Source organism: Georgenia sp., from assembly GCF_054605595.1.
In genome coordinates this window covers 1-12928 of the sequence record NZ_JBTSDU010000097.1, presented here as the reverse complement: position 1 = coordinate 12928, position 12928 = coordinate 1, and the positions used below count along the sequence as shown (strand labels likewise).

The following is a 12928-nucleotide window of genomic DNA, read 5'->3' as shown; positions in this document are numbered from 1 at the left end:
ACGTATCTCGACCTCGTCAGCGGCGGCCTGCCCGCCACGGTCGCGAAGAAGCTCGGGCTGCCCCGCCCGGTCCGGCTGCGGCGGACCGACCCGGCATCGGTGGACGTCCCGCTCGCACCCGGTCCGGTCCTGGTGCTCTCCGACGCCGCCTCGACGGCGGACGCCGACGCCGTCTCCGCCGGGCTGCTCGCCTGGGACCTGGACGTGCGGCGCGACACCCGCCTGCCCGAGCACCAGCGGTGGGGCGGCGTCGTCGTCGTGCTGACGGCGCTGGACCACCCTGACGCACTGGCCGCACCGGCCCTCCAGCTCGGCTCCGTGCTGCGGTCGCTGGCGCCGGGCGGGCGGGTCGTGACACTCTCGCGGCCCGGCCCGGCGGCGGGCCAGGACTGGCCCGGCAGTGCCGCGGTGGGCCAGGACTGGTCCACCGGTGCTGCCGTGGCCGCGGCTAGGCAGGGCGTCGACGGCTTCCTGCGCTCGCTCGCCAAGGAGCTGCGCGCGGGTGCCACCGGCAACGGCCTGGTCCTGGCGGAAGGTGTCGACGTCGGCGCCCCATCGGTGCGCGGCGGCCTGCGGTTCCTGCTCTCGGCCCGCTCGGCGTTCGTGGACGGCCAACTCCTCACCGTCGGCACCGACGGCGGCACGGACCCGGCGGACTGGACGCGCCCGCTCGTGGGTGCGGTCGCCGTCGTCACCGGGGCGGCGCGCGGGATCGGGGCGGAGGTGGCCCGGGTGCTCGCGCGCGATGGCGCGCAGGTGCTCGGCGTGGACGTCGCGGCCGCCGGCGAGGGCCTCGCTGCGGTGATGAATGAGGTGCATGGCACCGCGCTCCAGCTCGACATCACCGTCGACGACGCCGCCGAGCGCATCCTGGCCGTCGCCCGCGAGCGCTACGGGCACCTGGACGTCGTGGTGCACAACGCGGGGATCCTGCGGGACAAGCTGCTCGCGAACATGACGTCGGAGCGGTTCGAGGGCTTGCTGGCGGTGAACATCGCCGCACCGCTGCGGATGAACGAGACGTTCGCGGCACCCGGCGTGCTCGGTGGTGGGGTGGCGCCGCGGATCATCTCGCTCGCGTCGACGTCGGGCATCGCCGGGAACCGCGGGCAGACGAACTATGGCGCCGCGAAGGCCGGGATCATCGGGATGACGCGGGCACTCGCCGGCCCGGTGGGGAGAGCCGGGGGGACGGTCAACGCCGTCGCGCCCGGGTTCATCGAGACGGATATGACGGCGTCGATCCCACCGGTGGCGCGCGAGCTGTCGCGTCGGACCAGCTCGCTGCAGCAGGGCGGCCGGCCGGTCGACGTCGCCGAGGCGATCGCGTTCCTGGCCTCCCCGCAGGCCGGCGGCATCAACGGGCAGGTGCTGCGCGTGTGCGGGCAGCTCCTGGTGGGCCAGTGACGGGCGCCACGCGGCCCGGCTCCCGGGCCACCGCCGGCGGCCTCCGGGCGGGCGGCCCACCCCCGGGGTACGGGGAGGAGGTCCTCCCGGCCGTGCCACCGCTCGGTGCGCTCTACGCCCGGGCGATCGGGCGCAGCCGGGCCCTCGTGATGTCCTCGCGGCCGCTCGCCGGCGGCGGCCTGCCCCAGGTGGTGCTGCGGGCGGACGGGGTGCGTGCCGATGCGGCACAGCTCACCCGGTACCAGCACGTCATCGGCGAGCCGGGTACGGACGAGCTGCCCGCCGGGTACGTCCACGTGCTCGCATTCCCGCTCGCGATGGCCGTCATGGTGCGCGCCGACTTCCCGCTGCCGGTGCTCGGCATGGTGCACATCGCCAACCGGGTGGTCCAGCGCCGGGCGCTCGTGCTCGGCGAGGAGCTCGACGTGCGGGCATGGGCCGAGGCGCTGCGCGCGCACCCGCGCGGCACCCAGGTGGACGTGGTGGTGAGCGTGCGGGTCGGCGTGGACGAGGTGTGGCGCGGGACGTCGACCTACCTCGCCAAGGGACGCCACCTCGACGGTGCCGCACCGGAGGACGCGCACCCGGCGGGAACGCCCGCGGGCGCGGTTGACGGTGCGGCGAGCACGGCGCGCGAGGCATCGGGCGGCGCGGCCGCAGCGGGCGTGCCACCGGTCGGAGCGGGCGCGCCACCGGCCGCAGCGGTTGCGGCCCGCTGGCGGTTGGCCGCCGACACCGGGCGCCGGTACGCCACCGTCTCCGGGGACCGCAACCCCATCCACATCTCGAAGCTGGGGGCCCGACTGTTCGGGTTCCCCCGGCCGATCGCGCACGGCATGTACACCGCTGCCCGTGCGTTGGCCGCCGTCCGCCGGGAGCCCGGGCCATTCGAGTGGACGGCGGAGTTCGCCAAACCGGTGCTGCTGCCGAGCGACGTGATCCTGTCCCTCACTGCCGGCGCGGGTGTGGCGGCAGCGCCAGATCTGGCAGGCGGAGCGGCGGTGCCGACCCGGTCGGGCACCGAGTACTCGCTCACGGACACCCGCTCCGGACGCCTCCACGTGACCGGGGCCGTCCGACCGATCTGACCCGGATCCGTCCACGGCCCACAGGTTCGGTCACATGCTCACAACTCGCTCGTTGTCAACCCGGGACATGCCTACTTCGGGCCGCGCGCGGCCGGTACGCTCCCACAGGTGTCCGCCACGCTGCACGTCAACGGGTTCGGCGCCGCGCGCGGCGCCCGCCGCCTGTTCGCCGACCTGACCGTCACCGTCGCACCCGGGGACGTCTGGGGTCTGGTCGGCGCCAACGGGTCGGGCAAGTCGACGTTGCTGGCCGCCCTGGCCGGCCTGCCCACCGGTGCGGACATCGAGGGCAGGGCCACGCTCGCCCCGCCCCGCGCCACCATCGGCTACCTCACCCAGGAGCCGGAGCGCCGCGCGGGTGAAACCGTGCTGGGCCTGCTGCACCGGCGCACCGGGGTCGCCGACGCCACCACCGCCATCGACGCCGCCGCGGACGCGATGGCCGCCGCACCCGAGGACGCGGCGGCGGCGGAGACGTACTCGCTGGCTCTCGAGCGCTGGCTCGCGCTCGGCGGTGCGGACCTGGCCGAGCGGGCGGCCGCCGCCGCGGCGGACGTCGGCCTCGGCGTCACGTTGGACGCGCCGATGGCGACGCTGTCCGGCGGCGAGGCAGCCCGGGCGGCGCTCGCCGCACTGCTGCTGTCCCGGTACGACATCCTGCTGCTGGACGAGCCGACCAACGATCTCGACCTCGCCGGCCTGGCGCGCCTCGAACGGTTCGTCGCCGACTCCCGCGCCCCGCTCGTCATCGTCAGCCACGACCGCGAGTTCCTCGCCCGCTCGGTGACCGGCATCGTCGAGCTCGACCTCGCGCAGCAGCGGGTCAGCGTGTTCGACGGCGGCTACGAGGCCTACCTCACCGAGCGCGAGCTGGCCAGGCAGCATGCCCGGGAGTCCTACGAGGAGTACGCCGACCAGCTCGGCTCCCTCAAGTCGCGTTCCCAGATGCAGCGGTCCTGGGTGGACAAGGGCATCCGCAACGCCCGCAAGAAGGCGGCGCGGGAGCCGGACAAGCACGGCAAGGCGCACGCGATCTCCCAGACCGAGAAACAGGCAGCCAAGGTGAGCCAGACGGCACGGGCGATCGAGCGGCTCGAGAAGGTCGAGGAGCCCCGCAAGGAGTGGGCGCTGCAGATGTCCATCGCCGCCGCACCGCGCAGCGGCAGCGTGGTCGCCACGCTCGACCACGCCGTCGTGCACCGCGGCGCCGACGCCTTCACGCTGGGCCCGGTGACGGCCCAGGTCGACTACGGGGACCGCATCGTCATCACCGGCGCCAACGGCTCCGGCAAGTCGACGTTGCTGGACTTGCTGCTGGGGCGGATCGCCCCCCACACCGGTCGCGCCTCACTCGGCTCGGGCGTCGCCGTCGGCGAGGTGGACCAGGCACGCGGCCTGTTCCGGGGCGAGGCCCCGCTGGCGGCGACGTTCGGCACCGTGGTGCCGGACTGGCCCGACGCCGAGGTCCGCACGCTGCTGGCCAAGTTCGGCCTCGGGGGCGAGCACGCGACCCGGCCGGCGTCCTCCCTCTCCCCCGGCGAGCGCACCCGCGCCGCCCTGGCGCTGCTCCAGGCACGCGGGGTGAACCTGCTCGTGCTGGACGAACCCACCAACCACCTCGACCTGCCCGCCATCACCCAGCTCGAGCAGGCCGTGGAGTCCTTCCCCGGCACGGTGCTGCTGGTCACGCACGACCGCCGCATGCTGGCGAACGTGCGCGCGACCCGCCGGTGGGAGATGGACACCGGCCGGCTCACCGAGGCGCCCTGACCCCGGCCCACCGAGCGTGCGGTGCCGGCCGGGCCGTGCCCGGGACCTGCGCGCGAGCGACGACGACGGCCCTACACTCGCCCGGAGGGGCGCGACGGAGCGCCCCGGGAGAGAGGTTCTCATGCGTATCGCGGTGCCACGCGAGGTCAAGGACGCCGAGTACCGGGTGGCGATCACCCCCGCCGGCGTCCACGAGCTGGTCCGGCAGGGCCACGACGTCGTCGTCGAGACGGGGGCGGGCAGCGGCTCGGCCATCCCGGACGCCGACTACGTGGCCTCCGGCGCCACGATCGGCGCGACGGCGGCCGAGGTGTGGGAGTCCGGGGAGCTGGTGCTGAAGGTCAAGGAGCCGGTCCCGGCCGAGTTCGGGTATCTGCGAGCGGGACAGCTGCTCTTCACCTACCTCCACCTGGCGGCGGACCGGGCCCTGACCGAGGAGCTGCTGCGGCGACGGGTGACGGCGATCGCGTACGAGACGGTCCAGGAACCGGACGGGTCGTTGCCGCTGCTGGCCCCGATGAGCGAGGTGGCCGGCCGGATCGCGCCGATCGTGGGGGCCCACACGCTCATCAGTACCGAGGGTGGACGCGGTGTGCTGCTGGGCGGGGTGTCCGGGGTGTACTCCGCCCGCGTGGTGGTGATCGGCGCGGGGGTCGCCGGCCTGAACGCCGCCGCGATCGCGATCGGCATGCAGGCGGACGTGGTGCTGCTGGACAAGAACGTCACCAAGCTCCGCTACGCGGACGCCCTGTTCCAGGGGCGACTCCAGACGGTGGCGTCGAACGCGTACGAGCTGGCCCGGGCCGTCACGGCGGCCGATCTCGTCGTCGGCGCGGTCCTGGTGCCGGGGGCGCGGACGCCGAAGCTCGTCACGAACGAGCAGGTGGCCGCGATGAAGCCGGGCAGCGCCGTCGTCGACATCGCGGTGGACCAGGGTGGCTGCTTCGAGGACTCCCGCCCCACCACCCACAACGACCCGACGTACCGCGTCCACCAGACCCAGTTCTACTGCGTGGGGAACATGCCCGGCGTCGTCCCGCACACGTCCACGTATGCGCTGACGAACGTGACGGTGCCCTACGCGGTGGAGCTGGCGAGCCGCGGCTGGCGCGGCGCCATGCGGGCCGACCCGGCGCTGGCCCTGGGCCTGAACACGCACGACGGCGCACTCGTGAGCGCGCCCGTCGCCCAGGCGCACGGGCTCGCGGCGACGCCGTTGGCCGGCGTGCTCGGGTGAGGGGCCTGCTCGGGCGCGGGGCCCTGCTCAGGCGTGGACGAGGGAGCCGAGCACCGAGGTGAACAGCGCCAGGCCGTCGGTGCCGCTGCGCGGCGCGTCGGGGACGTCGGGACCGAAGCCGGGCTCGACGGCGTGCTCCGGGTGCGGCATGAGGCCGACGACGTTACCGCGCTCGTTGCTCACGCCCGCGATGTCGCGCATCGATCCGTTCGGGTTGAACCCCTCGTAGCGGAAGACGACCTGCCCCTCGCCCTCGAGTCGGTCGAGCGTGGCGTCGTCGGCGACGAAGCCACCCTCACCGTTCTTCAGCGGGACGGTGATGACCTGGCCGGCGGTGAGGTCGCGCGTCCACGGCGTCTCGGCGTTGACGACCCGCAACTGCTGGTCGCGGCAGATGAACTTCTGGTGGTCGTTGCGGATGAGGGCGCCCGGGAGCACGTGCGCCTCGGTGAGGATCTGGAAACCGTTGCAGATGCCGAGCACCGGCAGGCCGGCGCGGGCGGCGGCGAGCACCTCGGTCATGACGGGGGCGAAGCGGGCGATGGCGCCGCAGCGCAGGTAGTCGCCGTAGGAGAACCCGCCGGGCAGGACGACGGCATCGACGCCGTGGAGGTCGGCGTCGGCGTGCCACAGCGCCACCGGCTCGGCGCCGGCCAGGCGGACGGCCCGCTGGGCGTCGCGGTCGTCGAGCGTGCCGGGGAAGGTGACGACACCGATTCGGGCGCCCGCGGCCGCCATCAGCGCTGCTCCGCGTCGTACACGCCGACGACGTCCTCGATGATCGGGTTGGACAGGGCGGTCTCGGCGGCCTTGCGGGCGGCGGCGAGGAGCTCGGCGGTCACGTCACCGTCCACCGTCAGCTCGAACCGCTTGCCCTGCCGCACCCCGGCGAACTGGTCCAGACCGAGCCGCGGTAGCGCCCCCGCGACGGCCTTGCCCTGTGGGTCGAGGATCTCGGGCTTGGGCATGACCTCGACGACGATGCGTCCCATGGGTGCGCTCCTGGTTCGGCGGACGGCGGCGCGATCAGCGTAGCCGCTGTGGCCCGCCCGGGGCCGGGCCGCCCGCTGGTCGGATGGGCAGGGTGCCCAGGGGCCGGGGCACCCTGCCCGCGAACTCGTCATTCCGGCGACGAACTCGCACTCCGGCGGTGCGAGTTCGTCGCCGGGAGCACGAGTTCAACGCCGAACGGGTGTGCCCTCACCCGGATCCCCTACGCGATGACCTGCCGTTTGGAGGAGATGACGCCGGTGTTGAACCCCGCCAGGTTGAGGCCGCCGTGGAAGCGGGCGTGCTCGATCTTCACGCACCGGTCCATGACGACGTCGATCCCGGCGGCCTCGGCGCCGTGGGCCACGTGCTCGTGCCAGGAGCCCAGTTGGAGCCACAGCGTCTTCGCCCCGGCGGCGACCGTCTCCTCCAGCACGCCCGGCAGGTCGTCGTGCCGGCGGAAGACGTCCACCAGGTCCGGTGTCTCGGGCAGGTCGGCGAGCGAGGCGTACGTGCGGTGGCCGAGAATCGTCTCCACGACCGGGTTGACGAAGTACACCCGGTACGACGTCGAGGACAGCAGGTAGGTCGCGACGAAGTACGAAGCCCGCGACGGCTTGTCCGATGCCCCGACGATCGCGATCGACCGCGTGCCTCGCAAGATGCGGAGCCGGTCGATGGCGGAGGGGCCCTCCCAGGTGCGGATGGTCGGGTCGGTGGCGGTCATCGGCGGGCTCCGTTCGAGGACGCCGCGGCGTGCTCGGCGGACAAGCTCGCACCCGACACGGCACACGCCGGGTCCTCCGGCGCGGGTGACCCGGCCAGGGCGGCCACCCCGGCGGAGACGGCATACGGCAGGCCGCCGACACCCGCAGGGCTGGGTCGGTCGGCACCCGCACCTGCGCGCCGGTCCGCTCCCACACCGGTGGGCCGGTCGGCACCCGCACCCGTGGGCCGGTCCGCACCCGTGGGCCGGTCCGCACCCGCGCGCCGGTCCGCACCCGTGGGCCGGTCCGCTCCCACACCGGTGGGCCGGTCGGCACCCGCACCCGTGGGCCGGTCCGCACCCGCACCCGCGCGCCGGTCGGCACCCGCACCCGCAACCGGTGCACCCGCTGCGGTGCCGGCACCGGCTGCCGCCTGCGCGGCGACGGCCTCCTGGGCGGTGTCGAGGGCCTGGTCGAGGTCCCACAGGAGGTCCTCGAGGTCCTCGAGGCCGACCGAGATCCGCACCAGGTCCTCGGGCACCCCGGCGACGGCGAGCTGCTCGGCGGAGAGCTGCTGGTGCGTCGTCGAGCCGGGGTGGATGACGAGCGTGCGCGCGTCACCGATGTTGGCCAGGTGGCTCGCGAGCTGGAGCGACTCGATGAACGCCTTGCCGGCGGCCCGCCCGCCCCGCACCCCGAACGCGAACACGGAGCCGACGCCGCGCGGGAGGTACCTCTTCCCCCGCTCATGGTGGGGGTGCGTGGGTAGGCCGGCGAAGTTGACGTAGGAGACGCGCTCGTCGGCGGCGAGCCACTCGGCGATGGCCTGGGCGTTGCGCAGGTGCTCGTCCATGCGTTGCGGCAGTGTCTCCACGCCCTGCAGGAGCTGGAACGCCGACTGCGCGGACAGGGCGGGGCCGATGTCGCGCAGTTGCTCCGAGCGCAGCTTGGTGAGGAACCCGTACTCGCCGAAGTTGCCCCACCAGGAGACATTGCCGTAGGACGCCACCGGCTCGGTCATCTGGGGAAACTTGCCGTTGCCCCAGTTGAACCGGCCGCTCTCGACGACGATGCCGCCGAGCGTGGTGCCGTGACCGCCGAGGAACTTCGTGGCGGAGTGGATGACGATGTCCGCGCCGTGTTCGAAGGGTCGGACCAGGTACGGCGTCGAGACGGTGGCATCCAGGACCAGTGGGACGCCGGCGTCGTGGGCGACCCTGGCCAGCCCTTCGATGTCGGCGATCTCCCCGGAGGGGTTGGCGACGACCTCGGCGTAGACGGCCTTGGTGTTCTCCCGGATCGCCGCGGCGTAGTCGGCCGGGTCGGTGGCGCCAACGAACGTGGTCTCCACACCGAAGCGGCGCAGCGTCACGTCGAGCTGGGTGATCGTGCCGCCGTAGAGCTGGGCCGAGGCGACGATGTGGTCCCCCGCCCCGGCGAGCGCGGTGAAGGTGATGAACTCCGCGGCCATGCCCGACGCCGTCGCGACCGCACCGATGCCGCCCTCGAGGGAGGCGATGCGCTCCTCGAACGCCGCGACCGTGGGGTTGCCGATGCGGGAGTAGATGCTGCCGTACTTCTGCAGCGCGAAGAGGTTGGCGGCGTCGTCGGTGTCCTTGAAGACGAAGGACGTCGTCTGGTAGATCGGCACGGCCCGGGCACCGTGGGTGGCATCGGGCGTGCCGCCGGCGTGCAGGGCGCGGGTGCGGAACCCGAACTGGTGGTCGCTCATCGGGCCAGGACCTCCTCGGCGTGCAGCGTCGAGGTGGCGTGCTCCGCCGGTTCGCGTGCGGGCGACGGCGAAGCGCCGGTGGGTGACGTCGCGACGGGGACCGCGCCGGGTGACGTCGCGACGGCGCCCGCGGCGGCGTCGAGGTCGACGGCGGGGAGCAGGTCGGTCCGCAGCTCGGTGCCGTTGCCGCGAGCCAGGTCCGCCTCGAGCTCGCGGACGATCGGCAGGACGTCCCGCCCGAACGCGGCGACCTCCTCCTGGAAGTGCAGGTAGCCGGTGAGCAGGAGGTTCACGCCGACCTTCTTGTACTCGACGATGCGTTCGGCGATCTGCTCCGGGGTGCCGATGAGCCCGGTGCGGAAGCCGTCGTTGTACTGCACGAGGTCCTCAAACGTGGAGTCCGCCCACATGCCCTTGCCGTCCGCGGTGGACTGCCCGGCCTCCTTGACGGCGGCCGCGAAGCCCTCGACGGCGGGGCGGTGCGCCTTGGCGACGATCTCGCGCAACGTCTCCCGGGCCTCCCGGCGGGAGTCCCGGGCGATGACGAAGCCGTTGAGCCCGAACCGGGGGTCGCGCCCGGCCTCGGCGGCGGCACGGGCGACGCCGGCGATGTTCTCCGTGAAGCCCTCGAGGTCGCGGCCGTTGGAGAAGTACCAGTCGGCGGTGCGCCCGGCGGCGGACTGCGCGGCGGTGGAATTGCCGCCGAAGAAGATCTCCGGGTGTGGCCGGCGGGGCATGTCCACGGGCGGCGGGTTCAGGGTGACGTCCTTGACGTCGTAGTACTCGCCCGACTGGGAGTAGCCCTGCTCGGTCCACAGGCCGCGCAGCGCCCGGATGAACTCCTCGGTGCGCACGTACCGCTCGCCGTGCTCGAGCCACGGCAGGCCGAAGTCGGCGAACTCGTCGTTGAGCCAGCCCGAGACGACGTTGACGGCCGCCCGCCCGCCGGAGAGGTGGTCGGCGGTGATGATGAACTTCGCCAACACCCCGGGGTGCCACATGCCCGGGTGCACCGCGGCGATGACCTTGAGCCGCTCGGTGGCGAGCAGCAGCGCGAGTGAGAAGCTGGTGGCCTCGTGCTGCTTGTCGGCGCCGTAGGCGGCGGCGTGACGGGTCTGAGTCAGGGCGTACTCGAAGCCGCTCTGCTCCGCGATGCGGGCGAGGGTCTTGTTGTACTCGCCGTCCCAGCTCGTGCGCTGCTCGATCGTGGAGACGACCAGCCCGCCGGAGACGTTGGGCACCCAGTAGGCGAACTTCAGCGGGGTGGCGTAGTCGATGCTCATGCGGACTCCTGGGAGGTGTGTTCGGCGGTGGTCATGCGGACTCCTTGAATCGCGCGACGGCGTCCGCGATGGCGGGGACGGCGGGTTCGTTCTGGAGGGAGGTCGTGTCGCCGAGGGCGCTGCCCTCGTAGAGCTGGGTGAGCAGGCGGCGCATGATCTTCCCCGACCGGGTCTTGGGCAGGTCCGGGACGACGACGACGTGGGCCGGCTTGGCGATGGGCCCGATCTCGCGGGCCACGTGCTCGCGCAGGCTCCCGGTGACCTCGGCGGGCGGGACGCCGTCGCGCAGGACGACGAAGGCGGTGATGGCGTGCCCGGTGCGCGGGTCCGCCGTCGGGGCGACACCGGCCTCGATCACCCACGGGTGGGCGACGAGCGCGGACTCGATCTCGATGGTGGACAGGCGGTGGCCGGAGACGTTGAGGACGTCGTCGACGCGGCCGAGGATCCAGGTGTCGCCGTCCTCGTCGCGCCGTGCGCCGTCGCCGGCGAGGAAGTAGCCCTGGGCGGCGAACTTGCGCCAGTAGGAGTCGAGGTAGCGCTGGGGGTCACGCCACACGGTGCGGGCCATGGCGGGCCCGGTACGGTCGACGACGACGTAGCCCTGGACGTCGGGCGGCACCTCGGCGCCGTCGTCGCCGACGACCTTGGTGCTCACCCCGGGCAGGGCACGGGTGGCGCAGCCGGGTTTGAAGGTCGCATCGGTGGGGCGTGGGGACAGGATCGTCGCGCCCGTCTCCGACTGCCACCAGGTGTCCACCACCGGCGCGGTACGGCGGCCGATGTGCTCACGGAACCAGCGCCACGCCTCGGGGTTCGTGGCCTCGCCGACGGTGCCCAGGAGACGGACCGAGCCGAGATCGTACTCCGCCGGCGGGCCGTCGGGGAACGTGCCCATGAGGGAGCGCACCAGGGTGGGGGCGGTGTAGTAGCTGGTCACGCCGTAGCGCTCGATGATCTCGAAGTGCCGGCCGGGGTGCGGCGTCGTCGGGGTGCCCTCGTAGATGACCTGGGTGACGCCGTTGGACAGTGGCCCGTAGATCTCGTACGTGTGCGCGGTGACCCACGCCGGGTCCGCGGTGCACCAGTGGACGTCGTGCTCCCGCTCGGCGAGGTCGGGGTGGGAGAAGAGCAGCTCGTAGCTCGACGACGCCTGCGTGAGGTAGCCGCCCGAGGTGTGCACCAGGCCCTTCGGCCGCCCGGTGGTGCCCGAGGTGTACATGATGAACAGCGGGGTCTCGGCGTCGAAGGACTCCGGGACGTGGGTGGCGCTCGAGGTCTCGACGACGTCGTGCCACCAGACGTCACGGCCTGGCGTCCACGCCACCTCGTGCTCTCGGCCGGGCTCGGTGGTGCGGCGCACCACGAGGACGTGCTCGATCTCGTTCTCGCCGGCGAGGGCGTGGTCGGCGTTGGTCTTGACCGGGACGGCCTGGCCGCGGCGGTACTGCCCGTCGGAGGTGACGAGCAGCTTGGCGCCGGTGTCCTCCACCCGGAAGCGCAGCGCCTCGGCGGAGAAGCCGCCGAGGACGAGCGAGTGCACGGCACCGATGCGGGCCACGGCGAGCGTGATGACGATGGTCTCGGGGATGACGGGCAGGTAGACGACGACGCGGTCGCCCTTGGCGATGCCGAGGGAGGTCAGGGCGTTGGCTGCCTGGGCGACCGCACGCTGCAGCTGGGCGTAGGTGATGGCGCGCCGGTCGCCCGGCTCGCCCTCGAAGTAGTAGGCAACCCTGTCGCCGCGACCGGCGGCGACATGCCGGTCGACGCAGTTGTGAGCGACGTTGAGCCGCCCGCCGGCGAACCACTCGATGGTCGGCACGGTGAGCTCGGGGGTGCCGTCGGGACGCAGCGCCCCGGTCGCGACGGCGGGGCGGAAGGTGTGGGCGGTGTGCCATGGCTCGGCCCAGTCCAGGCGCCGGGCCTGCTGCTCCCAGTAGGCGATCCGGGCGGCCTCGCCGGCCTCGACGTCGCCGCCGGGTGCGCGAGCGCCGTGCGCAGTCGTCACGCCGCCGGGCCCCGCGGGCTCGACGGCGGCCGGGTGGCTCGCCGGGGTGGTCGTCACGCCCACTTGTGCACCGCCCACTTCTCCACGATGCCGAGCAACGCGTCGGTGAGCTTTCCGAGGATGGCGAGCAGCACGACTGCGAGGAGCAGCCGGTCCACCCGCCCGTTGTTCTGGGAGTCGGTGAGCAGGAAGCCGAGGCCCATGGAGGAGGCAAGGAGCTCGGCGGCCACCAGGAACAGCCACGCCTGGGCTAGCGCGAGCCGCAGTCCGGAGATCACCGAGGGGACCACGGCGGGGAGCTGGACAGTGGCAAGGAGACGGAGTCCACGCAGTCCGAAGGCCCGGCCGGCCTCGACGATCTGCCTGTCCACGTGCCCGAGTGCCATGGCCACGGTGGTGAACACCGGGAAGAACGCCCCGATCGCGATGAGGGTGACCTTGGAGCTCTCCCCGATGCCGATCCAGAGCATGAGCAGCGGCACCCACGCGAGCGATGGCACGGCCCGGAAGGCGCCGATCGTCGTCGAGAAGAGGGTTGCGGCCCAGCGGGAGAGGCCGATGACGGCACCGGCAGCCAGGCCCGCAGCGGCGCCGATGGCGAAGCCCAGCAGCACCCGCTGGGTGGAGATGGCGACGTGGATGCCGAGCTCGCCGCGCCCGAGGAGATCGACCCCGGCCGCCAGCACGCTGCTCGGGGCGGGGA

10 protein-coding genes and 1 pseudogene are annotated in these 12928 nt (G+C 73.4%); 4 read left to right on the top strand and 7 right to left on the bottom strand.

The window, feature by feature from the left end:
• The 4 genes from ACYC1Z_RS11190 to ald all read left to right on the top strand — a co-directional run.
• Window positions 1–1407 (top strand): 3-oxoacyl-ACP reductase (locus ACYC1Z_RS11190; protein ID WP_461409606.1); only part of this gene is annotated, 1407 nt, incomplete at its 5' end.
• Window positions 1404–2495 carry a MaoC/PaaZ C-terminal domain-containing protein gene (locus ACYC1Z_RS11185; RefSeq protein WP_461409605.1) on the top strand — a complete coding sequence of 364 codons (1092 nt, stop codon included), beginning with the start codon at window positions 1404–1406 and terminating at the stop codon, window positions 2493–2495. The genes ACYC1Z_RS11190 and ACYC1Z_RS11185, both read left to right, overlap by 4 nt.
• A 108-nt stretch (window positions 2496–2603) precedes the next feature.
• Entirely contained in the window at window positions 2604–4265 is a 1662-nt protein-coding gene (locus ACYC1Z_RS11180; RefSeq protein WP_461409604.1) for an ABC-F family ATP-binding cassette domain-containing protein, read from the top strand.
• Between the two features lie 121 nt (window positions 4266–4386).
• On the top strand, window positions 4387–5502 hold the full coding sequence (gene ald / locus ACYC1Z_RS11175; RefSeq protein ID WP_461409603.1) for an alanine dehydrogenase: 1116 nt from the start codon (window positions 4387–4389) through the stop codon (window positions 5500–5502).
• 27 nt (window positions 5503–5529) lie between these two features.
• Here the strand turns inward: ald and purQ are convergent, their stop codons facing one another.
• The 7 genes and pseudogenes from purQ to ACYC1Z_RS11140 all read right to left on the bottom strand — a co-directional run.
• On the bottom strand, window positions 5530–6240 hold the full coding sequence (gene purQ / locus ACYC1Z_RS11170) for a phosphoribosylformylglycinamidine synthase subunit PurQ (RefSeq protein WP_461409602.1): 711 nt from the start codon (window positions 6238–6240) through the stop codon (window positions 5530–5532).
• The gene (locus ACYC1Z_RS11165; protein WP_461409601.1) at window positions 6240–6494 is read right to left on the bottom strand and encodes a phosphoribosylformylglycinamidine synthase subunit PurS; all 255 of its coding nucleotides are present in this window, start codon (window positions 6492–6494) and stop codon (window positions 6240–6242) included. Before ACYC1Z_RS11165 ends, purQ begins: the two co-directional genes overlap by 1 nt.
• Window positions 6495–6715: 221 nt before the next feature.
• A complete protein-coding gene (locus ACYC1Z_RS11160; protein ID WP_461409600.1) occupies window positions 6716–7219 on the bottom strand; it encodes a CoA-binding protein in 504 nt (167 codons plus the stop codon).
• A gap of 356 nt (window positions 7220–7575) precedes the next feature.
• A pseudogene (locus ACYC1Z_RS11155) lies at window positions 7576–8931 on the bottom strand (O-acetylhomoserine aminocarboxypropyltransferase/cysteine synthase family protein); the annotation flags it as partial.
• Window positions 8928–10214 carry a dimethylsulfone monooxygenase SfnG gene (sfnG, locus tag ACYC1Z_RS11150; RefSeq protein WP_461409599.1) on the bottom strand — a complete coding sequence of 429 codons (1287 nt, stop codon included), beginning with the start codon at window positions 10212–10214 and terminating at the stop codon, window positions 8928–8930. The gene sfnG and the pseudogene ACYC1Z_RS11155, both read right to left, overlap by 4 nt.
• 31 nt (window positions 10215–10245) lie before the next feature.
• The gene (acs, locus tag ACYC1Z_RS11145) at window positions 10246–12225 is read right to left on the bottom strand and encodes an acetate--CoA ligase (RefSeq protein ID WP_461409607.1); all 1980 of its coding nucleotides are present in this window, start codon (window positions 12223–12225) and stop codon (window positions 10246–10248) included.
• A 53-nt stretch (window positions 12226–12278) separates the two neighbouring features.
• Window positions 12279–12928: ABC transporter permease (locus ACYC1Z_RS11140; protein WP_461409598.1), on the bottom strand; the 650-nt coding region annotated here is incomplete at its 5' end.